The organism is Streptomyces flaveus (genome assembly GCF_014647675.1).
GTDB classification, from domain to species: Bacteria; Actinomycetota; Actinomycetes; order Streptomycetales; family Streptomycetaceae; genus Streptomyces; species Streptomyces flaveus.
On record NZ_BMPQ01000012.1, the window covers coordinates 125758 to 147875 of the forward strand.

The following is a 22118-nucleotide window of genomic DNA, read 5'->3' on the forward strand; positions in this document are numbered from 1 at the left end:
GCGGCCGGGTGCGGGGCCGATCCTCGCCGCCCGCACGGGCCTGGCACATCGACCGATCGACGCATCATCCGCCCACCGATCGGTGGATGCGTTCGCACCGGCCGGCTGATCCTCCGGCTACTCGGCTGCGCGTACGCTGCGGACCATGACGCTGCAACAGGTGTGCGAGAGGGCACGGTGGAAGGCCGTGGGCCAACACGCCTTCTTCGCCGTCGTGCTCACCCTGTCCGCGCTGGGTGCGCTGGCCGGGACGGATCTGACGACCGGCACGGCACTGCTGCGGATCGGCCCTGCGGTGGGACTCGCCGCCTGGTACGCGTACTGGATCGCGCTGCGCGGCGGCACCGGTCGCCCTCCGCTGCCCTACCTCGTCGGGGCGTTGGCGGCGTGGGTGGCCATGTCTGTGGTGGACCCCGCGCTGCTCCCGGTCGCCGTGGCCGTGCTGACCCCGTACTGGCTGCGACGGGCCTGGTGGTCGGCCGGCGGGGTGCTGGTGCTGGGCGGCGCCTGGTCGTGGCAGCGCTTCACCACGGACGGTTCCGCCGACGTGCGAACGCTCACGGGCTGCGTGCTCGGTGCCGCGCTGGCGGTCAACATCGTCTGCTACGTCGCCACCCTCGACCACGAGAGTCACAAGCGGCAGCGGCTCCTGGACGAACTCACCGCCACCCAGGCGGAACGAGCGGCGGCGGAACGTCAGGCGGGCACCCTGGCCGAACGTCAGCGCCTGGCCCGAGAGGTCCATGACACCCTGACCCAGGGCTTCGCGTCCATCTCCCTGCTGCTGGACGCCGCACGCGACGACCTGCCACCCGGCTCTCCAGCGGCCCGCCGCGTCGAGCAGGCCATGCGGACGGCCCGGGACAACCTGGTCGAGAGCCGCCGCCTCGTGCAGGCCCTTCGCCCGGCGCCGCTGGACCGCACGCACCTGGCGGAAGCGGTCCGCGAGCTCACCGCCCGGCTGACGGAGGAGACCGGCATCGAGGCTTACACGGTCGTGACCGGCCGACAGGTCGCCCTGACTGCCAGCAGCGAGGGCGAGTTGCTACGGGTCGTGCAGGAGGCGCTGACCAACGCCCGGCGGCACGCCCACGCGGCGAGCGTGTCGGTCACGCTGTCCTACCTCGGCGACGCCCTGGCCATCGACATCCAGGACGACGGCACCGGTTTCGCACCCGCCGCCCGGCATGTCGGCATCGGCCTGATCACCATGCGCGAGCGCATCGCCGCCCTGGACGGCACGTTCGCGCTGGAAAGCGTCGCGGGCGAGGGTACGACCGTCGCCATCACGGTGCCGCTCCCGATCGAGCCTTCGGTCTCCGTCCCGGTCGAGCCCTCGGCCTCCGCACCGTCACCCGCGGCCGGTACCCAGCGGATGGCCCCGGCGTCATGAGCACTTCGACCACTCCCTCCATCCGGGTCCTCCTCGCAGACGACCACCCCGTGGTCCGCGACGGGCTGGCCGCCGTGCTGGCCACTCAGCCCGACCTCACGGTCGTCGGCGAAGCCGCCACCGGTGCCGAGGCAGTGCGCCGGACCGCGTCACTGGCACCCGATGTCGTCCTGATGGACCTGCAGATGCCCGACATGGACGGCACCGCCGCGACCGCCGCCATCCGCGCCGCCCACCCCCAGGTCCGGGTCCTCGTCCTGACCACCTACGACACGGACGCCGACATCACCGCCGCCATCGACGCCGGCGCGGTCGGCTACCTGCTCAAAGACACCGGACGACACGAGCTGTGCGAGGCCGTGCGCACTGCAGCCCGGGGAGGAGCGGCACTGTCCCCCTCGGTGGCCGCCAAGGTCCTCGCCCATCTGCGCGGCGACCGGAGTGCCGGCCTGTCCGGCCGGGAACTCGAAGTTCTGTCCGCCGTGGCCCGCGGGCAGAGCAACAAGCAGATCGCCCGCGCCCTGCGCCTGTCCGAGGCAACGGTCAAGACCCATCTGCTGCACATCTACACCAAGCTCGACGTCGCCGACCGCACCGCCGCCGTCACCGCCGCACTGGGCCGGGGCATCATCCGCATCGACTGAACGCCGCTCAGGCGACCGCGTGCGCGTCGGCTGCCTCGTCGACTCCTGCCGCGAGTGCGACAGTTGCAAGGCCGGCCTGGAGCAGTACTGCACCGGCGGCAGGACCGTCACGTACAACGCCGTCGGCAAGGGCGGCGAGCCCCGTGCGAAGAATGAACCTGCCTGACTCAGCCTGCCGGCGGGCGTTGAGCCCGGCTGCTCTGCAGGGCCTCCCGGGGACTTGGTCCCTTGTCTTTTGACTGCGACCCTGATGAAGCCACCGCCGGCCCCTCTACAGGGCGGGGCAGCGGGGTGGATTGGCGGGGCGGCCGCTGCTCCTCCGGGACAGCCGCAGGGCGGGGGAACAGTACGCCCAGTATCTGGGCCTGTTCCCACTCGGGATGCCGGCTCAAGATCTCCGTGAGCACCCTGCAGGGGGCCCGCCCCTCCATCATCGGGGCGTCCGCGCCGCCCGCTGGTAGTGGTCGGCAACCACCCGGGCCATGGCCCCGATCTTGTCCTCCCTGACCTCCCTGGCCGCGAAGAACACGTGGCCCCGCGCCTCCGGGTGCTCCTTGGCGAGGGTGAGGTGTCGGGACAGTTCGGCCGGCTCCTGCCAGGCTTCGGGCTGCGCGGGATCCCCGGCCTTGTACAGCGCCTCCCCCACATACAGCCTTGTCCTGCTGCCCTCGGCGACCTCCGCCCACCAGGGCAGCAGCTTGGCGTAGTCGGCGGCGGCGAAGCCGATGTTCCAGTAGATCTGCGGGCAGATGTAGTCGATCCAGCCCTCGCGGACCCACTTCCTGGTGTCGGCATACAGATCGTCGTACGTCTGCACGCCGGCCTGGGTGTCCGAGCCGAGCGAGTCCGTCGCGGCGTTGCGCCACACTCCGAACGGGCTGATCCCGAACTGCGTGCCCGGCCGGATCTTTTTGACGCGGGCCGCTGTCTCACGCACCAGTTTGTCTATGTTGTCCCGCCGCCAGGCCGCCCGGTCCTCGAAGTCGGCGCCGTACTGCTCGTAGGCCGCGTCATCGTCGAAGACCGCGCCCTCGACCGGATACGGGTAGAAGTAGTCGTCCCAGTGCACGGCGTCGACGGCGTACTTCTTCACCGCGTCGAGCATCGCGTCCTGGACGAAGGCGCGGACCTCGGGCAGCCCCGGGTTGTAGTAGAGCTTCCCGCCGTACGGCACGACCCAGTCGGGGTGCTCGCGGGCGGGGTGGGAGGCGACCAGCTTGGTGGGGTCGGTGTGGTTGGCGATGCGGTACGGGTTGAACCAGGCGTGCAGTTCCAGGCCGCGCGCGTGCGCTTCCTCGACCGCGGTGCCGAGCGGGTCCCAGCCGGGGTCCTCGCCCTGGACGCCGGTGAGGTACTGCGACCAGGGCTCGTACGGCGAGGGCCACAGGGCGTCGGCGGTGGGGCGCACCTGGAAGATCACCGCGTTGAGGCGGCGGCGTACTGCCGTGTCGAGATGCTCGAGCAGTTCGGAGCGCTGCTCGGCGGCGGTCAGCCCGGTCTTGGACGGCCAGTCGCGGTTGGTGACGGTCGACAGCCACATGCCGCGCAGCTCACCGGAGCCGGCGCGGCGCCGGGCCCCGTCCTTCTCGTCCGTCTCGTCGCCGGTCGTCGCGCCCCAGGCCGCCGCGCCTCCCGCGGCCGTGAGCCCGGCCAGCATCACTCCCGCGAACGCCCTACGTGTCACTCGCCCCATGGGTTTCCCCCCATACGCACCGGATCGGCCTGCTCACGTATCGCTTCCGGGCAGACAGCACGCCGCACCCGCACGATCGATCATCGGGACCCCGAGAGTAACGTTCACGAATGGAGCAGGCGCCCCCGGGGTCCTGCCACCCCGTGGAACAGCGAAAGGGACGATGTGACGGACACCTTCGGAGACATCTCACGTGTCGGAGTGGTGGGCTGCGGCCAGATGGGAGCGGGCATCGCCGAGGTGTGCGCCCGTGCCGGGCTCGATGTGATGGTCGCCGAGACCACCGGCGAGGCACTCGAGATCGGCCGGACCCGGCTCTACAACTCGCTCTCCAAGGCCGCCGAGCGCGGCAAGATCTCCGAGGAGGAGCTGGCCGCCACGCAGGCGCGGCTCACCTTCACCACCGATCTGGGCGAGTTCGCCGACCGCGACCTGGTGATCGAGGCCGTCGTCGAGAACGAGATGGTGAAGACCGAGATCTTCCAGGTACTCGACCAGGTGGTGACCCGTCAGGACGCGATCCTCGCCTCCAACACCTCCTCCATCCCCCTGGTGAAGCTCGCCGTCGCCACCTCGCGTCCCGACCAGGTCATCGGCATCCACTTCTTCAACCCGGCCCCCGTGCAGAAACTGGTCGAGCTGATCCCGGCGCTCACCACCTCCGAGATCACGATCAGCCGGGCGCAGGCGCTGGTCGAGAAGATCCTGGGCAAGCACTCGATCCGGGCCCAGGACCGCTCGGGTTTCGTGGTCAACGCCCTGCTGATCCCGTATCTGCTGTCCGCCATAAGGATGTTCGAGTCGGGCATCGCGAGCCGCGAGGACATCGACAACGGCATGGAGATGGGCTGCGCCCACCCGATGGGCCCGCTGAAGCTGACCGACCTGATCGGCCTGGACACGGTCGCGTCGGTCGCGTTTTCGATGTACGAGGAGTACAAGGAGCCGCTGTACGCCGCTCCCCCGCTGCTCCAGCGCATGGTCGACGCGGGCCGGCTGGGCCGGAAGTCGGGCTCGGGCTTCTACACCTACGCCTAGCGGCATCCTCGTACCGACCACGGTCCGTACGTCTCAGGCCGACGGGCCCGGCCCTCTTCCGAGCGCCGGGCCCGCGCCATTCACACACCGTGTGCGCACCGAGCCCGCATATGCCCCTCGCACACGCTCCCCAGCTGCCCACCAGGGCGGGTTGACTTTCCGTGCGCACGTAAGGGATGTGACGACTACTGAAAGGAGCGGACTCGTGACCGCCGACCCGGAGCATCCCGTGGTCCATGGAGAACTCGCAGAGTTACGCCGTCGCCTCGATGTGGCGCATGCCCGCGTCGAGGGAGGACAGGCTCTGCTCAGTCATCGCGCCGAACAGACCGCCAAGGATCTCGACGACCTCAGCGCACGCGTCGTCGCACTGGAACACACCCGCTGGCCACTACGCGCAGTCGCGGTCGTCACGGCCGTGGGCGCACTCGCCGTGGCGGTCTGGCAGGCTCTGGGCCACTAGGTCCCAGGACGCGGTGGGGGGGATCAGGGCAAAGCGTCCTGCCCGAGCCTGAGATGGTGCAGGAGGAGCAGCGCGGCTGCCATGTTGGCGGCCGGGACCTCTCCGCGGGCGACCATGTCGGGGACGAGCTTGAGTGGAACCCATTCCCGACGGTCCGACTCGAAGTCGTCCACGGGGTGTCCGATGTACGCGCCTTCGTCGGCCCAGAAGATGTGGTGCCGGGCGTCGGTGAGCCCGTTGGAGGGCTCGACGCTCATCAGATGGCGCAGGGGTCCCGGCCGCCACCCGGTCTCCTCCTCGAGTTCGCGGGCCGCCGCGACGGCGATGTCCTCGCCGTCCTCGACGACGCCCGCCGCGAGCTCCCACCCCCAGCTGTCGGTGATGAAGCGGTGCCGCCACAGCAGCAGCACCTCGTTGGCCTCGTTCACCACGGTGGCCACGGCGACGGGCCGCAGCCGTATCAGGAAGTGGTCGAGGTGCCGACCGTCCGGCAGTTCCACGTCTGCGAGATTGACGCTGAACCAGCGGTTTGCATACACAGTTTGTTCGTTCCGTTTCGTCCACTGCACGGTTCTGCCACCTTCCGCCGAGTAGATGGCAATATCGCAGCAGGAGCGTCTTCACAGCAGACTCACGGTGGTCCGCCGGCGGTCCGCTCGCGGCGGTAGGCGCAGTGCCCGGGGCTCTGCCTACAGCGGTACGCGCAGTGCCCCGGCGATGAGTTCGGCGGCCTCGGACGTCCCCGCGCAGTCACTGGCCACCAGGTGCTCGCGTACCGCCCGCAGTCTGTCGCGCAGCCGCTGGGACTCCATTCCCCGCGCCTGCTCGGCCATTTCGACCGCGGTGACCACCGCCTTGTCCGCATTGCCCTGGCGCAGCTCGATCTGACTGAGCATGGCGAGCCGGTGCACCCGCCCCCGGTCGTGCGCCGGAGTGTCCACGGCAGCCGCGGCATGCTCCTGAGCGGCGGTCAGATCACCGAGGCTGAGCAGCGCCTCCGCCACCTGTACGTTGACCAGGCCCGGCTGGACATAGCCGGTCTCGTCCGGCTCGTAACCGCGCCGGATGCGTTCGGCGGCCGACTCGGCACGCCGGATGCAGGACAGGGCGCTGCTGCCGTCGCCGAGGTGTGCGTACGCCTTGGCCTGCATCGCGTAGAGGTCGGAGGCGAGCGCCGGTGTGATGTGCCGCCCCGCGGCGCGCAGCGCGGCCTCGGCGAAGGCGACGGCCTGCCTGTACTCGCGCATGAACAGCGACTGGTTGACGAGCAGGGCGATGACGTACGCGCCAAGTCCCCGGTCACCGCTGGCCTTTGCGAGCCTGAGCGCCTGGTGGAAGTAGCGCTGGGCGAGGCCGTGCGCATCGGAGTCGTACGCGCAGATGCCCACGATCGCCACCAGCCCGCCGGTCGCGCGGTGGAGCTGGCGGCCGGTGGCGTCGGTGTAGCTGCCTCTGAGGAGCGGCGCGGTCTCGGAGTTGAGGAAGCCGACGATACGGCTGCGGGTCGCGATGCCGCCGGCCTTGCGGTACATCTGCTCGTAGTGGGCGCGGGCGGCGCGCAGCATCTCGATATCGGCCATGCTCACGCGCTGCCGTCCGCCGCGCGAGACGTCCGTGTCCTCGGGCGGGTTCTCCCATTCCCATACGGGCATCACGGCGGGCGTTCCGGTGACGGCGGGGGCGCCGAGGATGTGCGGGCGCTGCTGTTCGTCGGATCGCCACAGGGCGGTGGCCCGTTCGACGAATCCGGAGAGGGTCGTGCCGTGCGGAGAGGCCGACTCGCCGGGTACGCCGAGGCCTATGTCGTCGAGTGTGACGGGTCGTTGCAAGCGCGTGGCGAGCACCTCGCAGATCAGGTCGGGCACCTGGCCACGCGGGCGCTGGCCCTTCAACCACCGGGCCACGGCGGTGTGTTCGTAACGGAGTGCCAGGCCACGGCTGCGCCCCGCCTGGTTCACATGGGCGGCGAGTCCCGCGTGGGATATCCCGGCCTCGTCGAGAATCGCGTCGAGCAGAGTGTTGGGCTGCATGGATGCCCTCCGGGTGGCTCGGTGCGGAAAAGAGTAGTGCGTGCGTCTTCACACGGGGTGTGAACGGAGTGCTCGAATCCGCGCTGTGCGCGCGCTGTTGCGGAGAGTTTCCGGCCGGTTGACTGAACTGCCTCGCAAAGAGGCCGGCCGGGCCGCCGGCTCCCCCTCGTACAGTGCGGTGGCCCGTCTTCGCGCCGCCCGCCCAGCTGCCTGCCCGACACTCCGTGGCTTGGGCGGGCGGTGCCGTGTCCACTGGGTTGAGCAGGGCGACTGAGCAGAGGGGACTACAAGTTGGTTGTCGGCTGCGGGTCCGTCGTGGCTTGTCGCGCAGTTCCCCGCGCCCCTAAAGGGGCGCCTAATGCTGAGCGGTCGTTGCGAAGTACCAGTATCGCGATGTCGTCCGATGTGCTTCCAGCTGTGTGGCGTTGAAGGCCGGCGAAGACGTCGCGCAGTACGTCCCTCGGGGAGACCGGGTCTGCCTTGGCGGCCTCAGTCAACGCGGCTGGCAGCGGGAAGAAGCGGCCCGTGCCATCACGTGCGTCCTCTGCGCCGTCCGTGTAGAGGAACAGGGCCTCGCCGGGCTGGAGTTGGCCGCAGTCCATGGCCGGTAGTTCGGTGGGGAGCGGGAACAGGCCCAGAGGGGGCAGGGGTTCGGCTTGGGCGAACGGTTTCGCTCGGCCTGGGGTGAGCAGATATGGCCAGGGGTGGCCGCAGTTGAGGGCGTGCACTTCTCCGTCTTCGCGGATTTCCAGCAGCAGTACGGTGACGAAGTCCTCGGCGACCGGGCTCTGCGGGTCCTTGTCGGTGGCCGCCGGATGTTCGTGGCGGGAGCGTTCCCGAAGGTGCCGGTCCAGAGCGCGCTCCAAGCGGCGCAGCACGTCGGCGAACTTGGCCTCGTCATGGGCCGCGTCGCGGAAGCTGCCCAGCAGTGCCGCGACCGTTCCGACCGCGGCCAGGCCGTGGCCTCGTACGTCTCCCATGACCACCCGCACCCCGTGCGTCGTGGCCATCACCTCGTACAGATCGCCGCCCACCGCCGCGCCCCGGCTCGCGGACAACTGCCCGGCGGCCAGGGCGAGTCCGTCGAGTCTTGGCGGCAGCGGGCGGAGCACCACGGCCTGGGCGGCGTCGGCGATGGCGTGGGCGCTTTCGAGTTCACGCTGCAGCCGGGCGCGGCGCCCGGCCGTGAGATAGCTGGCGATGACGACGGCGAGGATGGCCGCGAACGTGCCGAAGCGGGTGCCGATGCTCTCGTCCCGGCCCGCCGAGCCGATCGGGACGAGTGCGAAGACCGCGCACATGCCGCCCAGCAGTACGCACGAGCGGCGGCCCGTGCCGGCGCAGGCGATGGCGGGGGCGGCGGCGAGGAGCTGGATCAGTTGGGCCCCGGTGGGGTGAAGGACCTCCCACAGGACGACGGTGCCGACCCAGAGGCCCGGCAGGACAAGAACAAGTGTCCGCCACGCACGGGAGGCACCGACACGCGCGCCGCCCCGGGCGATGGTACGGATCATGCCGACGGACCCCCCAGGCTGCGGGACGGCGGTCGCGGGGCCTTCCCTGGTCGGCGCTCTTGGACGGCCGATCGACCGGATCGATTCTTTCGGCGTCCATACCCGAATGACCCGTTGGCACCGAATTCTCACCCGAATGAGTGAGGGGCCCCTCCGTAGCTTCGGATGGGCCCCTCATCGCAGGTCAGCAGGCATGTGCCGGAGTCACGCCCCGCGCAGCAGCGCCCCCGTCCGCTCGCCCGCCAGGGTGATCGCCGCGTCGCGGGCGGCCGAGGCCTCCTCGACGGTGAGCGTGCGATCGTCGGCGCGGAAGCGCAGCGCGTACGCCAGGGACTTGTGCCCCTCGCCGAGCTGCGCGCTCTCGTAGACGTCGAACAGCCGGATGGACTCGAGGAGTTCACCGGCGCCCTCGCGCAGCGCGGCCTCCACGTCGGCCGCCGGAACGTCCCGCGAGACGACCAGCGCGACGTCCTGCGTGGCGACCGGGAAGGCGGAGATACGCGGCGCCTGAAGGGCGCCGGCGCCCGCCTGCTCCAGGAGGTCGAGCTCGACCTCCATGGCGCAGCTGCGCTCCGGAAGGTGCAGCGCCTTGATGACCCGCGGGTGCAGCTCACCGGCGTGACCGACAAGCGTCTCCTCGCCGTTCACCGTGACGTACAGCGCGGCACATCGGCCCGGGTGCCAGGGAGCGTGCTGGTCACCGCGCACGGTCAGCTCGACACCGGCCTCGCGGGCGACGGTACGCGCCGCCTCGACGGCGTCCGCCCAGTCGGCGGGACGGCCCTTGCCCCACCAGCCGGCCTGCTCGCGGGCGCCAGCGAGGACGACGGCGACGCGGCGAGGCTGGCGCGGCAGCGCGGAGTTGACTCCGGCGACCTCCTCGTCGGTGGGACGACGGTCGACGGGCAGGCGCTCGGCCTTGTGCTCCTGGCCGGTCGGCCGGAAGACCAGGCCGGTCTCGAAGAGCGCCAGGTCGTGCGAGCCCCGGCCGTCGTTGCGCCGCAGCGCTCCGAGCAGACCCGGCAGCAGCGTGGTGCGCATCGCCGGCTCTTCGTCGGAGAGCGGGTTGACCAGCTTGACCAGGGTGCGTCGCGGGTCGTCGGCCTCCAGGCCGAGCTGGTCGAGCACCTCGGTCCCGATGAACGGGTAGTTCAGCGCCTCGACGTATCCCGCTCCGGCCAGCGCGCGGCCGACCCGGCGGTGCAGCCGCTGCCGGTCCGTCAGGCCCAGGCCTGCCGGGGGCTTGGGCAGGGTCGAGGGCAGGTTCTCGTAGCCCTCGAGCCGGATGACCTCTTCGGCCAGGTCGTTCGGGTCGGTCAGGTCGGGCCGCCAGGACGGCACGGTGACGATCAGCCGGTCTTGCCCGTAGACGTCGCAGCCGACCTCCTGGAGACGGCGTACGACGGTCTCGCGGCCGTAGACGATGCCCGCGACCTTGTCCGGGTGGTCCACCGGGATGGTGATGGTGTGCGGCGCGGAGGGCGCGATGACCTCGGTGACGCCGGCCTCGGCGGTGCCGCCCGCGAGGAGCACGAGCAGGTCGACGGTCCGCTGGGCCGCCGCGGACGCGGCCAGCGGGTCGACGCCGCGCTCGAAGCGCTTGGACGCCTCGGAGGCCAGCTTGTGACGGCGGGCCGTACGCGCGATGGAGATCGGGTCGAAATGGGCGGCCTCGATGACGACTTCGGTGGTACCGGCCTCGTCCTCGTGGTCCGCGATCTCCGTGTTGGCGCCGCCCATGACGCCCGCGAGGCCGATCGGCCCGCGGTCGTCGGTGATCAGCAGGTCCTCGGCGTCCAGCGTGCGCACGACGCCGTCGAGCGTGGTGAGCTTCTCGCCCGGCTCGGCACGGCGCACACCGATCGCGCCCTGGACGAGGTTGCGGTCGTAGGCGTGCAGCGGCTGGCCGAGCTCCATCATCACGTAGTTGGTGATGTCGACGGTCAGTGAGATCGGGCGCATGCCGACCTTCTGCAGGCGGCGCTTGAGCCAGATCGGGGAGCGCGCCTCCGGGTCGAGGCCGGTGACCGTACGCGCGGTGAAGCGGTCGCAGCCGAGCGGGTCGGACACCTCGACCGGGTAGCCGAACTCGTTCGGCGCCGGTACGTCGAGCAGGGCCGGGTCGCGCAGCGGCACCCCGTACGCGATGGCGGCCTCGCGGGCGACGCCGCGCAACGAGAGGCAGTAGCCGCGGTCGGGGGTGACCGCGATGTCCAGGACCTCGTCGACGAGTTCGAGCAGCTCGATCGCGTCGCTGCCGACCTCGTGCTGCGGCGGCAGCACGATGATGCCCTTGCTGCCGTCGTCGCCCATGCCCAGCTCGTCACTGGAGCAGATCATGCCGTGCGAGGTCCTGCCGTACGTCTTGCGCGCGGAGATCTCGAAGCCGCCGGGCAGCACGGCGCCCGGCAGGACCACGACGACCTTGTCGCCGACGGCGAAGTTACGGGCGCCGCAGATGAGTTCCTGGGGCTCGCCGGTGCCGTTGGCCTGGCCGACGTCGACGGTGCAGAAGCGGATCGGCTTCTTGAACTCCGTCAGCTCCTCGATGGTCAGCACCTTGCCGACGACGAGCGGCCCCTTGAGGCCGTCGCCGAGCTGCTCGACGGTCTCGACCTCGAGACCGGCAGCGATGAGCTTGGCCTGGACGTCGCGCCCGGTCTCCGTCGCCGGCAGGTCGACGTACTCCCGCAGCCAAGAAAGCGGGACCCGCATCAGATCTCCATCCCGAACGGCCGGGTGAACCGGACGTCACCCTCGACCATGTCTCGCATGTCTTCGACGTTGTGGCGGAACATCAGCATCCGCTCGATCCCGAACCCGAAGGCGAATCCGCTGTACTTCTCCGGGTCCACGCCGCAGGCGGTCAGCACCCGCGGGTTGACCATTCCGCAGCCGCCGAGCTCGATCCAGCCCTCGCTGGAACAGGTGCGGCAGGAGCGGTCGGGGTTGCCGACGGACTCGCCCTTGCAGACGTAGCAGAGCATGTCCATCTCGGCGGACGGCTCGGTGAACGGGAAGTAGTTCGGGCGCAGCCGCGTCTTCATGTCGGCGCCGAAGAGCGACTGGACCATGTGGTCGAGGGTGCCCTTGAGGTCCGCCATGGTCAGGCCCTCGTCGACGGCCAGCAGCTCGATCTGGTGGAAGACGGGGGTGTGCGTGGCGTCCAGCTCGTCCGTGCGGAACACCCGGCCGGGGCAGACGACGTAGACCGGCGGCTCGCGATCCAGCATGGCGCGGGCCTGCACGGGCGAGGTGTGGGTGCGGAGTACGACCCCGGACTCGCCGTCGCTGTCAGCACCCTTGCCCGCGGCGGAGCCGCTATTGGATGCAGTCTGGACGAAGAAGGTGTCCTGCATCTGCCGGGCCGGGTGGTCCGGGCCGAAGTTCAGGGCGTCGAAGTTGAACCACTCGGCCTCGACCTCGGGGCCCTCCGCGATCTCGTATCCCATGGACACGAAGACGTCCGCGACCCGCTCCATCATGGTGGTCAGCGGGTGCCGGGCGCCGGCCGGGACGCGATCGTACGGCAGCGTGACGTCCACGGCCTCCTCGACCAGCACCCGGGCGTCGCGCTCGGCCTCCAGCTCGGCCTGGCGAGCGGCGAGCCCCTTGTTCACGGCGCCGCGGGCCTGGCCGACACGCTTGCCGGCGTCCGCCTTGGCGTGCGGGGGCAGGGCGCCGATCTCGCGGTTGGCGAGCGCCAGCGGCGAGGTGGGGCCTGTGTGGGCGACCTTGGCCTCGTGGAGTGCGTCGAGGGAGTCCGCGGCGGCGAAGGCGGCGAGCGCCTCGTCCCGCATGCGCTCGATCTGTTCCGGTTTCAGTGCCTCGACCTCTACAGGGTCGTACGACTTGTTCGGTGCCGACATCTCTTCCCGTGCTTCCGGTTGGCTGGCTGAAGGTCCCCGTCTACGGCTCGGAGACGAATCGTCTCTGACTTCGGACGCAAGGTGCCAAAGGCCGAGTCTAACGGGGGTGAGGGGTCCTCTCAGACGCCAGACCGAGAGGGGCCCCAGGGTATGCGAATGCGCCCGTGGGGCCTCGTCGGCGTTACAGCAGATACGCCGGGGTGCCCACGGGCAACGTAAATCGGAACTGGGCGCCGCCGCCGGGGGCGCGGCCGACCGTGATGGTGCCGCCGTGGGCTTCGACGATGCCCTTGACGATGTACAGCCCGAGGCCGGTGCCGCCGCGCTTGCTGCCCCGCCAGAAGCGGGTGAAGACGCGGTTCATGGACTCCTCCGGGATGCCGGGGCCCTCGTCGCTCACTGTGACCGACGTACCGGCGTCCTCCGCTTCACGGGGCGACGGGGCGGGCTCTACGTCAATGGTGACGGTTCCCTCGCCGTGCCGCACGGCATTTTCCAGCAGGTTGCTGAGCACCTGGTCGACCTTGTCGGGGTCGGCCCACAGGTCGGGCAGCGGCTGGCCGATGCGGAGCAGGAAGCGGTCGGCGGACTGGCCGGAGGCGACGTACGCCTGGATGTGCCGGCCGACGGCGACGCCCAGGTCGACGGGTTGGCGGCGCAGTTCGAGGCGGCCGGAGTCGATGCGGGAGATGTCGAGGAGCTCGGCGATCAGGCGCGTGACGCGGTTGGCGTCGGCGTCGACGGTCTCCAGCATGAGCTTCTTCTGGTCGTCGGTGAACCGTTCCCACTTGGCGAGCAGGGTCGCCGTGAAGCCCTTCACGGAGGTGAGCGGCGAGCGGAGTTCATGGGCGACCGTGGCGATCAGCTCGGCGTGGCTGCGCTCGGTGCGGCGGCGGGCCTCGGTGTCGCGCAGCGAGACGACGACGCGGCGGACGGGGCCGGTGGGTGCGGTGCGTATGTAGCGCGCGGAGACCAGGACCTCGCGGCCGCCGGGAAGGAGCAGGTTGCGCTCGGGCTGTCCGACACGGATCGCGAGGCCGCCGTACGGGTCGGTCAGCTGCCACCAGCGGCGGCCTTCCAGGTCTTCTAACGGGAGCGCCCACTCCAGCTGCCGGCCGAGCGCGTCGGCGGCGGGGACGGCGGTGATGCGGGCGGCGGCGGCGTTGAAGCAGATGATGCGGCCGCGCTCGTCGGCGATCACCAGTCCGTCGGGCAGGTCGTCGGGGTCGATGCCGAGGTCGGTGAGATCACCGCGCAGGGATGCGGGTGCGCTGTGCACGTCCCGTGCTCGCAGTGCCCTTTTCGCACCGCTCGTTCCGACACTCATCCCCGTACCCCACCTCTCGGACCTGGCGAGTGGGCCCCCGAGCCCGTCACCCTACTAGCTCATAGTGACGGAACGGACCCCCTCAGGGACGTGCACCGCGGGTGCGTTGCGCACGGGCGGACGCGTAGAGACATACGGCGGCCGCGGTCGCGAGGTTCAGGCTCTCGGCCTTTCCGTGAATGGGTACGCGCACCACGGCGTCCGCCAGCGCACGCGTCTCCTCCGGGAGTCCCCATGCCTCGTTTCCGAACACCCAGGCGGTGGGCCCGCTCATGGTGCCTCGGTCGAGTTCGTCGTCCAGGTCGTGCTCACCGGCCCCGTCGGCGGCCAGTACGCGCACCCCGGCGCCCTTGAGCCCCGCGACGGCGTCCGCCACGGGCACCCCGACGGCGACGGGCAGATGGAACAGCGACCCGACCGACGCCCGCACCGCCTTGGGGTTGTAGACGTCCACGGACGCGTCGGTGAGGACGACGGCGTCCGCTCCCGCGGCGTCCGCGCACCGCAGCACGGTTCCGGCGTTCCCGGGGTCCCGTACATGCGCCAGTACGGCGACCAGCCTGGGTCCGGCCTCGATGATCTCCTCGAACGGCGTGTCCAGGAACCGGCAGATCCCGACGAGGCCCTGCGGGGTGACGGTCGTGGAGATGTCCGCGATCACGTCCTCGTCGGCGAGGTGCACACGGGCTCCCGCATCCCGGGCCTCCCCCACGATGTCGGCATACCGCTCCGCGGCGTCGAGGGTCGCGAACAGCTCGACGAGCGTGGGCCCGGTGCCGCCCCGATGCCCGGCCGCCTCCCGCACGGCCTGCGGCCCCTCGGCGAGGAACAGCCGCTCCTTGCCCCGGAAGTTCCGCTTGGCGAGCCGCCGCGCGGCGGACACACGGGCGGAGCGCGGGGAGATCAACTCGGGGGCGGATGGCATGGGTTCACCTTCGGTGGGATGGCGGAGGGGGTTCGTGTGGTTTCTCGCCCCCGCCGGCCCCGGACGCACTCGAACCCGCAGGCGGTGGGCAGCCTGCGGGTCCGGTTGACGTTACGTACGCGGCTGAAGCCGAGCGCAGCGTCACGCCGCCTTCGGCGCGTTCACGTCCGACGGCAGCGCCTTCTGCGCGACCTCGACGAGCGCGGCGAACGCGTTGGCGTCGTTGACGGCGAGGTCCGCGAGGATCTTGCGGTCGACCTCGACGTTCGCGGCCTTGAGGCCCTGGATGAAGCGGTTGTAGGTGATGCCGTTGGCGCGGGCAGCGGCGTTGATCCGCTGGATCCACAGCTGACGGAAGTCGCCCTTGCGCTTCTTGCGGTCGTTGTAGTTGTAGACCAGCGAGTGGGTGACCTGCTCCTTGGCCTTGCGGTACAGGCGCGAACGCTGACCGCGGTAGCCGGAGGCCTGCTCGAGGATCGCCCGGCGCTTCTTGTGGGCGTTGACTGCCCGCTTGACGCGTGCCACTTGATTAACTCCTTGTAGCGGGGCCGTGGTTGGACTCACACGACCCGAAATCGATTGGGTCCCGGTCAGAGATCAGGTACGCGATGCGTTCCTGACGTCACTTGCCGAGAAGCTTCTTGATCTTCTTGGCGTCGCCCGGGGCCATCTCGGCGTTGCCGGTGAGGCGACGCGTCAGACGGGACGACTTGTGCTCGAGATAGTGGCGCTTGCCGGCGCGCTCACGGAGCACCTTGCCGGAGCCGGTGATCTTGAAGCGCTTGCTGGAACCGCTGTGCGACTTGTTCTTCGGCATAGCGCCGTTCTCTCCTCGTCAGTGGCGTTCCGATGCCCGGTCGTGAAACCGGGCACGGCGGAACGTCAGATGTATCGGTTGGCATCCCCGGACTTTCGTCCAGGGACCTGGACCCCAGGACCTGCGCCCTGGAATCAGGCGTCGGCGGAAGCCTCGGCCGGAGCTTCCTCGGCGACGTTCTGCGACTTGCCAGGGTTGGCCTTCGCTTCCGCCTTCCGGGCTTCCTGCGCCTGGCGGGCCTCGGCCATCGCCTCGGTCTTCTTCTTGTGCGGACCGAGAACCATGATCATGTTTCGGCCGTCCTGCTTCGGGTTCGACTCCACGAACCCGAGGTCGGCCACGTCCTCCGCGAGACGCTGCAGCAGTCGGTAGCCGAGTTCCGGCCGGGACTGCTCGCGACCACGGAACATGATCGTGATCTTGACCTTGTCGCCCTGCTTGAGGAACCGGACGACGTGACCCTTCTTGGTGTCATAGTCGTGCGGGTCGATCTTCGGCCGGAGCTTCATCTCCTTGATGACCGTGTGCGCCTGGTTCTTGCGCGCCTCACGGGCCTTCATGGCCGACTCGTACTTGAACTTCCCGTAGTCCATGAGCTTGCAGACCGGCGGACGCGCGTTCGCGGCCACCTCGACCAGGTCGAGGTCGTACTCCTGCGCAAGCTCCAGGGCCTTGGCAAGCGGAACAATTCCGACCTGCTCGCCGCTGGGACCGACAAGTCGCACCTCGGGAACGCGAATCCGGTCGTTGATGCGGGGCTCGGCGCTGATGGATCCTCCTCGGTTAGCACCACACGGCTGTCTGGCAGACAGCTCGCGTACGTCTCTTCAACTGGGACCAACCACCGGGAGCCATGAAAAATGCCCCGGACGGGACGCAGGCGGGGCTCCAATGACAACCGGAGCACCGCCGCGGTAGCCCGCGGGGCGCATATCCTGCGGCTCCATCGTCCGTACGGAACGATGGTGGCCGCCTGACCGGGTGACCCGCCGTCCCGGAGGACGGCCAGGTGGGAGATCGGAGCCTCCACTTGCGGGTCGGGCACGCTGCGTGTTTCCTGGCGCGTCCGACCGGTCGTTACACAAGGTTAGCAGCGCCCTCCGGAAACCGCTAATTCGGGCTAGTCGGGTCTCCAGGAACCCCTGAAGACACCTGCGGTCGGGGCCGCCGGACGCCGGGCCTATCGTGTGGAGCATGAGTGACACCCCTCCTGAGACCCCCGACTTCGACGCCATGACCCGCGACATCGCCGAGGTCCCGGCGGTCGAGGTGATCGTGACGGTCGCCGTCAACCTGATGAGCGCCGCCGCCGTGAAGCTCGGTCTGACGGAGGAGGGTGAGAAGCACAAGGACCTGGACGAGGCGCGCAAGCTGGTGCACGCGCTGGCCGGGCTGCTGGACGCGAGCGCGACCGAGATCAGCTCCTTCCACGCGGCGCCGCTGCGCGACGGCCTGAAGTCGTTGCAGCTGGCGTTCCGCGAGGCGTCGGTCGTCGCGGACGAGCCGGGCCGGGGGCCGGGCGAGAAGTACACGGGTCCGGTCTTCGGCTGAGACCGGCTCCGGGGGCGTACGACGGACGTACGAGAAACGAGAGGCGTACGGGGCTTCAGGGCCGTACGTAAAGGGGCTCGCCCGGTGGGGTCGCCTCGGTCGGCAGGAGTGCCAGGTCGAGGCCGCGTACCAGGCGGGCCCTCAGTGTGTCGTCGGCGGCCAGGCGGCGGGCGACGGAGCGGGCGGTCTCGGCGGGCGTGGCGGAGGGGTCCAGTACGAGGGCGAGGGTGCCGTCGGCCTGGCCGGGGCCGAGGTGGGCGCGCAGGACGGCGGGCTCGGCGGCGACGGCGGCGCGTACGGCGTCGGTCACGGCGGGGTCGGCGAGCGGGTCCGTGCTGGTGCGGCCCTCGGCGAGGGCGAGCAGGGCGGGGCCGGTGAGTTCGTACGGCACGGGTCCTGCGAGGTCGAGCACGATCGTGTCGGCCTTCTCGTGGGCAGCGGCCTGCAGGGCCTGGTGCAGGGGTACGGCGACGGGGCGGGCAGCCGGGTCCCAGCGGGCGAGCGACTCGGTGGACGTGAAGGCGGGCAGGGCGGTCCGGGTGCCGGCCTTGAGTGTGGGGACGGCCATGTCGCTGGTCTTCTCGCGGCGCAGGCCCTTCTCGTCCTCCTCGGTCTCCCCCAGGACGGCCACGACGGGTACGAGGAGCCGGGCGCCCTTGAGCGCCTCCAGGACCGGCGCGTGTGCGGACCGATCCTCGGCCCAGGCCGCGAGCGCGGCGCTCAGCCGGGGGTCGGCGGAGCCGTCGTCGTCGGAGAAGCCGGAGTCGGGAATGTTCTTGTTCGCCACGGTCATCGACTCTATGCGGGTGTCACTCACAGGCTTCCCGCGGCCCTGGAAACACGTTGTTCACCTGGCTCAGGGTTTTCTCAGCGATCCCTTACACGTTTCTGACGTGCGGCTAACCGGAGACACAGCGCCGGGCCCCAGCATCGCGGGATGGACCCGCAGAGAGTTCGTCGGCCCGGCGCCCGCCCGTCCTGGCGCAGGCCTCTCCTCTACACCGGTGTGGCCTCCGTCGTGCTTGTCGGCGTCACGGCCTCCGGGTCCTCGTACGTGCGGGCGCAGCCGCCCGGCGGCACCGGCGGTCTCGTATCGTCCTCGGCAGCGCCCACCGCGGGCGCGCAGGCAGCGGACGCATCTCGGACCCCGGAGGCGGCAGTGGAATCCGTGGCGGCGGCTGTGAGCCCGACCCCCACCCCGACTCCTGCGGTGGACCGGGACGCGCTGCTCGCCGAGGCGATGGAGTCCGTGGCCGTGGAGGACGGCGCGGAGGTGTCGGTGGCGGTGCTTGATCCGGAGTCCGGGGAGAGCGCGGTGTACGGGGACGGGGCGTTCGACACCGCGAGCATCGTCAAGGTCGACATCCTGGCGGTGCTGTTGCTCCAGGCGCAGGACGCGGGGCGGGAGTTGACGGCGTCGGAGAAGACGTACGCCACCGCGATGATCAAGAACAGCGACAATGTGTCGGCGAGCGAGCTGTGGGACGCGATCGGGCGGGCGGAGGGTCTGGCGGCGGCGAACGAGCGGTTCGGGCTCAGCGGCACCGAGGGCGGGGACGGGGCGTTGTGGGGGCTGACGCAGACCACGGCGGTCGATCAACTCACCCTGCTTGAGCAGGTGTTCGGGGACGACTCGGAGCTGAGTGAGGCGTCGCGGGCGTATCTGCGGGGGCTCATGGGGGACATCGCGGTGGGCCAGGACTGGGGAGTTTCGGCTGTCGGATCCGAACAAGCCGAAGGCACGGCTGACGGGTCCGCCGGGTCCGCCGGGTCCCAATTCGCCCTGAAGAACGGGTGGTTGCCGCGCAGCCAGACCGGGCTGTGGGTCATCAACAGCATCGGTCGGGTGATGGTGGACGGCCGCGGGTATCTCGTCGCGGCGCTGTCGAAGGGCAACTCCACGAAGGCGAAGGGGGTTTCGCTGGTGGAAGCGGCGGCGAAGGCGGCGGTGTCGTCGCTGCGGGATGCGGACGTCTAGTAGTCGGGGTCGCCGTCAGTCGTGTGGCGTGGTTCGCGGCGGCCGCGCCAGAGCACGACCGCGCCGATCAGGAGCACCCCGCCGAGGCCGCCCGCGACGGGCCCCGCCCAGCCGGTCGAGGAGTCCTCGTCCGGGATGTCCGGGCCCGAGCCGAAGTACTTGTCGCCGTACGCGGCCGAACTCAGCCCCTCCGGCTTGAGCTTGCCGCCCTGCTCGATGGCGGCCGCGGGGTCGACGAAGCCGGAGCCGCGGGAGTCGTCGCGGCCGCCGGTGGGGGCGTTGCGGGCTGTGTCCTCCAGGAGCTCCTTGATCTGGGCCGGAGCCAGGTTCGGGTGGGCGGCGCGGATGAGGGCGACGGCGCCGGAGACGAAGGCCGAGGCGGCGCTGGTGCCCCAGCCTTCGTAGTACTTGCGGTCCGGGTCGGCGATGACGACGTCGACGCCGGGTGCGCTGACGGTGGCGTACCAGCGGCGGGTGGAGAACGAGGCGCGGGTGCCGTACTTGTCGACGGCGGTGGCGGCGATGACGCCCGGGTAGGCGGCCGGGTACGAGATGTGGTCGCCTTTCTCGCCGCCGTTTCCGGCCGAGGCGACGACGACGGAGCCCTTCTTCAGGGCGTACTGCACGGCGGCGTCCTCGGTGGCCTCGGGGTGGGCGGACTTGGAGTCGTCGCCGAGGGAGAGGTTGATGACGTCTGCGCCGTGGTCGGCGGCCCAGCGGATGCCTTCGGCGAGGGCGTTGCCGCGGGTGTTGCGGGCCTTGCCGCGGGCCGAGTCGCCGTCTTCGAGGATCACGCGGACGGGGAGGATCTTGGCCTCGGGGGCGATGCCCATGACGCCGTCGGCGTTGCCGGGACCGTGTCCGTTACCCGCGATGATGCCCGCCATCGCGGTGCCGTGACGGGCCCAGGCACGGTCGCCCCGGCCGGCGCCGAAACCGACCATGTCCTTGCCGGCGAGGACGTTGCCGGCGAGGTCCGGGTGCTGGGCGTCGACGCCCGTGTCGAGGACCGCGACGGTGATGCCCTCGCCCTTCGTCGTCTGCCAGGCCTCCTTGGCGCGCATCGCCTCCAGGGCCCACTGCTGGGCGCGTATGCCGTCGGCGTGGGCGGTGGTGGGCGGGACGAGGGCGAACGATGCGGCGAGGAGGGTGGCGAGGACTCCGGTCCTGCGGGCGCCGCCCAAGCCTGTGTTCTTACGGGCCTTACGGGTCATGACGGCTTCTCCGTGGCCGGGTTGACGGTTTTACGGAGGCCGCGCTCGATGCGGTCGGCGAGGCCTTGTGCGTCGTGGCCGAGGCCCGCCTGGGCGGGCGGTGTGGTGGCGTCGGTCTTCATGGCGTCCTCGGCGGGCTGCGGCTCGGTGACGGTGCGGCCGTCGGCGAAGCCGGAGACGGCGTAGACGACCACGGGGGCGTCAGTCAGGACCGACACCGTCCACGACGCGCGCTGGTCGTCGCCGAACCCTGCGGCGACGGTGCCCTTCGCCGCGTACGGGCGGGGCATCAGGTCGCGCCGCCCATCGAGCCCCTCGTCCTCGAACTGGCTGCTCAGCACGCCCATGGCCGCGGAGTCCGCCTTGGTGAACAGGAGGCCGACGGTGGTGACATGGCTGCGGGTCGCGTCCGTGTACGTCGCGCGCAGGAGGCGCAGGCAACCGGCCGGGGCGAGGGCCTTGCGCAGGAGCGGGTCGAAGGCGTCCGCGCAGCCGCTGTCCGGGGCGACGGCGATACGGGTCCAGGTACGGTCGGCTCCGCCGGGCCCCGCGCCCTCTCCCTGCACGGTCGGCGGAAAGAGCTCGTCCACAGGGACGCTGTGCCAGAGATCCCCGGCCGCCGTGAACGAGTCCCGCGCCCCGGCGTCCCCTCCACTGTCTCCGGTCAGCCAACTCCCGGCCACCGCACCCCCGATGAGCCCGAACCCGAGTACGACACAGGCCGCGGCAGCCGCGACCCGGGGCCGGACTCGGGCCCCTATGGGCCGCAGCCGCGCGGTGTCGTCGTCGTACGTGTCCGGGGGCGCGAGCGAGACGAAGGGGCGTCCGGCGGGAGCGCCGGCCGGTGCCGGTTTCGGCGGGGGATCGGCGGGCGGCTCGGCGGGAATGGGCCGAAGCCGTCTCGTGGTCTCGCTGAAGGTCTCCTCGGGCACGCTCGCACGCCGGGGCGGGACGACCGGAGGCGCCGGGACACTCGGCCTCGGCGGCGCGAAAGGCCGCTGGGGAAAGCCGGGAGCCACCCGCTGAGGCGTGACTGTCGCCTTCGGCTCGGCGACGGGGGGCGGCGGTACGAGTAGGCCGTCGCCGCTCCTGGTGGTCGAGCGCGGCTCGGCGGCCGGGCGCGGTGGGACGCCCGGGCTCTCGACGCGCGGCAGGGAACCGGTCGCCGAAGGCGGCGTGTCCGGGAAGCGGGCCGAGGCGGGCGGAGGCGGTGGCGTTGCCGGGGGCCGCTGCCGGCTGTCGGTGGGCCGGAGGTCCGGGAAACGGAGCGGCCCGACCGGTGGAGTCTCGCGATCGTCGTACCCCTCGAAGGCCCGGCGGCCGTCCTCGTCGAACCCACGTGCCGGAGCCGCCCCACCCCCGGGCAGCGCCCCCGCGATGCCGGACCTCCGCGGCGAGCCTTCGGGGTCGCGTCTCGGCAGCGGGACCGTCGTTTCGGCTTCCTCGGAGGCCTGGTCCGCCGGTGTGCCCGGAGCTCCGCCCGGTGGAGTCGACGGGCGTGGGGGGACGGGGGTACGACGCGCTTCCGTGCTCAATGCACCCCCCGTTTCCTCGTACTCGGGCAACCGGCCCGCCAAAGGAACTCCTCCCGGACCGTTCCCTTTCTGCGTGCGCGTCACTCTACGGGTTGACACTGTGCGAGTGGGAATCAGTACGCTGGCC

20 protein-coding genes and 1 pseudogene are annotated in these 22118 nt (G+C 70.8%); 7 read left to right on the forward strand and 14 right to left on the reverse strand.

The genetic code is table 11. The features are described from left to right. Positions 1-145 precede the first annotated feature (145 nt). The 3 genes and pseudogenes from IEZ21_RS24070 to IEZ21_RS24080 all read left to right on the forward strand — a co-directional run. A complete protein-coding gene (locus tag IEZ21_RS24070; protein ID WP_189323979.1) occupies positions 146-1393 on the forward strand; it encodes a sensor histidine kinase in 1248 nt (415 codons plus the stop codon). Next, complete coding sequence (locus IEZ21_RS24075; protein WP_189323980.1) at positions 1390-2037, forward strand: response regulator; 648 nt, start codon at positions 1390-1392, stop codon at positions 2035-2037. The genes IEZ21_RS24070 and IEZ21_RS24075 overlap by 4 nt, the downstream gene beginning before the upstream one ends. A gap of 10 nt (positions 2038-2047) precedes the next feature. Further along, a pseudogene (locus IEZ21_RS24080) lies at positions 2048-2179 on the forward strand (alcohol dehydrogenase); the annotation flags it as partial. 288 nt (positions 2180-2467) lie between these two features. Here the strand turns inward: IEZ21_RS24080 and IEZ21_RS24085 are convergent. Further along, positions 2468-3730 (reverse strand): glycoside hydrolase family 10-like protein, encoded by a 1263-nt coding sequence (locus IEZ21_RS24085; protein ID WP_189323981.1) that lies wholly within the window; start codon positions 3728-3730, stop codon positions 2468-2470. Between the two features lie 165 nt (positions 3731-3895). Here IEZ21_RS24085 and IEZ21_RS24090 point away from each other — a divergent pair, with 165 nt between their 5' ends. After that, positions 3896-4768: a 3-hydroxybutyryl-CoA dehydrogenase gene (locus IEZ21_RS24090; protein WP_189323982.1), complete on the forward strand. Its 873-nt coding sequence runs from the start codon at positions 3896-3898 to the stop codon at positions 4766-4768. 205 nt (positions 4769-4973) lie between these two features. Next, a complete protein-coding gene (locus IEZ21_RS24095; protein WP_033323455.1) occupies positions 4974-5231 on the forward strand; it encodes a hypothetical protein in 258 nt (85 codons plus the stop codon). A 23-nt stretch (positions 5232-5254) separates the two neighbouring features. Here the strand turns inward: IEZ21_RS24095 and IEZ21_RS24100 are convergent, their stop codons facing one another. The 10 genes from IEZ21_RS24100 to infC all read right to left on the reverse strand — a co-directional run bounded on the left by IEZ21_RS24100 (position 5255) and on the right by infC (position 16483). Further along, positions 5255-5800, reverse strand: a complete 546-nt coding sequence (locus IEZ21_RS24100; RefSeq protein ID WP_189323983.1) for an NUDIX hydrolase — start codon at positions 5798-5800, stop codon at positions 5255-5257. A gap of 120 nt (positions 5801-5920) precedes the next feature. Beyond that, positions 5921-7261, reverse strand: a complete 1341-nt coding sequence (locus tag IEZ21_RS24105) for an NsdA family TPR-like regulatory protein (protein ID WP_033323453.1) — start codon at positions 7259-7261, stop codon at positions 5921-5923. Positions 7262-7545: 284 nt separating this feature from the next. Continuing rightward, the gene (locus IEZ21_RS24110; protein WP_189323984.1) at positions 7546-8775 is read right to left on the reverse strand and encodes a PP2C family protein-serine/threonine phosphatase; all 1230 of its coding nucleotides are present in this window, start codon (positions 8773-8775) and stop codon (positions 7546-7548) included. Between the two features lie 204 nt (positions 8776-8979). Further along, a complete protein-coding gene (gene pheT, locus IEZ21_RS24115) occupies positions 8980-11490 on the reverse strand; it encodes a phenylalanine--tRNA ligase subunit beta (RefSeq protein ID WP_189323985.1) in 2511 nt (836 codons plus the stop codon). After that, on the reverse strand, positions 11490-12644 hold the full coding sequence (pheS, locus tag IEZ21_RS24120) for a phenylalanine--tRNA ligase subunit alpha (RefSeq protein WP_189323986.1): 1155 nt from the start codon (positions 12642-12644) through the stop codon (positions 11490-11492). The genes pheT and pheS overlap by 1 nt, the downstream gene beginning before the upstream one ends. Before the next feature lie 181 nt (positions 12645-12825). Further along, the gene (locus tag IEZ21_RS24125; RefSeq protein ID WP_189323987.1) at positions 12826-13971 is read right to left on the reverse strand and encodes a sensor histidine kinase; all 1146 of its coding nucleotides are present in this window, start codon (positions 13969-13971) and stop codon (positions 12826-12828) included. An 82-nt stretch (positions 13972-14053) separates the two neighbouring features. Continuing rightward, positions 14054-14896, reverse strand: coding sequence for a TrmH family RNA methyltransferase (locus IEZ21_RS24130; protein WP_189323988.1), 843 nt, complete (start codon positions 14894-14896; stop codon positions 14054-14056). Positions 14897-15037: 141 nt separating this feature from the next. Further along, a complete protein-coding gene (gene rplT / locus IEZ21_RS24135) occupies positions 15038-15421 on the reverse strand; it encodes a 50S ribosomal protein L20 (RefSeq protein WP_033323444.1) in 384 nt (127 codons plus the stop codon). Between the two features lie 97 nt (positions 15422-15518). After that, complete coding sequence (gene rpmI / locus IEZ21_RS24140) at positions 15519-15713, reverse strand: 50S ribosomal protein L35 (RefSeq protein WP_033323442.1); 195 nt, start codon at positions 15711-15713, stop codon at positions 15519-15521. 134 nt (positions 15714-15847) lie between these two features. Further along, complete coding sequence (gene infC, locus IEZ21_RS24145) at positions 15848-16483, reverse strand: translation initiation factor IF-3 (RefSeq protein ID WP_078492013.1); 636 nt, start codon at positions 16481-16483, stop codon at positions 15848-15850. Between the two features lie 424 nt (positions 16484-16907). On the opposite strand from infC, the gene IEZ21_RS24150 reads away from it, so the two are divergent. Continuing rightward, a complete protein-coding gene (locus IEZ21_RS24150; protein WP_033323439.1) occupies positions 16908-17264 on the forward strand; it encodes a DUF1844 domain-containing protein in 357 nt (118 codons plus the stop codon). 55 nt (positions 17265-17319) lie between these two features. Here the strand turns inward: IEZ21_RS24150 and IEZ21_RS24155 are convergent, their stop codons facing one another. Beyond that, positions 17320-18051, reverse strand: a complete 732-nt coding sequence (locus IEZ21_RS24155) for an SseB family protein (RefSeq protein WP_189324061.1) — start codon at positions 18049-18051, stop codon at positions 17320-17322. Positions 18052-18201: 150 nt separating this feature from the next. On the opposite strand from IEZ21_RS24155, the gene IEZ21_RS24160 reads away from it, so the two are divergent. Next, a complete protein-coding gene (locus tag IEZ21_RS24160; protein WP_189323989.1) occupies positions 18202-19242 on the forward strand; it encodes a serine hydrolase in 1041 nt (346 codons plus the stop codon). Here IEZ21_RS24160 and mycP read toward each other — a convergent pair. Together mycP and IEZ21_RS24170 are read right to left on the reverse strand one after the other, a co-directional pair. After that, positions 19239-20456: a type VII secretion-associated serine protease mycosin gene (gene mycP / locus IEZ21_RS24165; protein WP_189323990.1), complete on the reverse strand. Its 1218-nt coding sequence runs from the start codon at positions 20454-20456 to the stop codon at positions 19239-19241. The two genes, IEZ21_RS24160 and mycP, sit on opposite strands and share 4 nt — an antisense overlap. After that, positions 20453-21388, reverse strand: coding sequence for a hypothetical protein (locus IEZ21_RS24170; RefSeq protein ID WP_246568090.1), 936 nt, complete (start codon positions 21386-21388; stop codon positions 20453-20455). The genes mycP and IEZ21_RS24170 overlap by 4 nt, the downstream gene beginning before the upstream one ends. Between the last annotated feature and the right edge of the window lie 730 nt (positions 21389-22118).

Excerpts from the sequence above, each read along its gene's own strand:
- IEZ21_RS24070 (WP_189323979.1), top strand. The coding sequence starts at position 146 with ATGACGCTGCAACAGGTGTGCGAGAGGGCACGGTGGAAGGCCGTGGGC.
- IEZ21_RS24160 (WP_189323989.1), top strand. The coding sequence starts at position 18,202 with ATGGACCCGCAGAGAGTTCGTCGGCCCGGCGCCCGCCCGTCCTGGCGC.
- IEZ21_RS24125 (WP_189323987.1), bottom strand. The coding sequence starts at position 13,971 with ATGAGTGTCGGAACGAGCGGTGCGAAAAGGGCACTGCGAGCACGGGAC.
- IEZ21_RS24110 (WP_189323984.1), bottom strand. The coding sequence starts at position 8,775 with ATGATCCGTACCATCGCCCGGGGCGGCGCGCGTGTCGGTGCCTCCCGT.
- IEZ21_RS24105 (WP_033323453.1), bottom strand. The coding sequence starts at position 7,261 with ATGCAGCCCAACACTCTGCTCGACGCGATTCTCGACGAGGCCGGGATA.
- pheS (WP_189323986.1), bottom strand. The coding sequence starts at position 12,644 with ATGTCGGCACCGAACAAGTCGTACGACCCTGTAGAGGTCGAGGCACTG.
- IEZ21_RS24085 (WP_189323981.1), bottom strand. The coding sequence starts at position 3,730 with ATGGGGCGAGTGACACGTAGGGCGTTCGCGGGAGTGATGCTGGCCGGG.
- rpmI (WP_033323442.1), bottom strand. The coding sequence starts at position 15,713 with ATGCCGAAGAACAAGTCGCACAGCGGTTCCAGCAAGCGCTTCAAGATC.
- IEZ21_RS24130 (WP_189323988.1), bottom strand. The coding sequence starts at position 14,896 with ATGCCATCCGCCCCCGAGTTGATCTCCCCGCGCTCCGCCCGTGTGTCC.
- mycP (WP_189323990.1), bottom strand. The coding sequence starts at position 20,456 with ATGACCCGTAAGGCCCGTAAGAACACAGGCTTGGGCGGCGCCCGCAGG.
- IEZ21_RS24150 (WP_033323439.1), top strand. The coding sequence starts at position 16,908 with ATGAGTGACACCCCTCCTGAGACCCCCGACTTCGACGCCATGACCCGC.
- IEZ21_RS24075 (WP_189323980.1), top strand. The coding sequence starts at position 1,390 with ATGAGCACTTCGACCACTCCCTCCATCCGGGTCCTCCTCGCAGACGAC.
- pheT (WP_189323985.1), bottom strand. The coding sequence starts at position 11,490 with ATGCGGGTCCCGCTTTCTTGGCTGCGGGAGTACGTCGACCTGCCGGCG.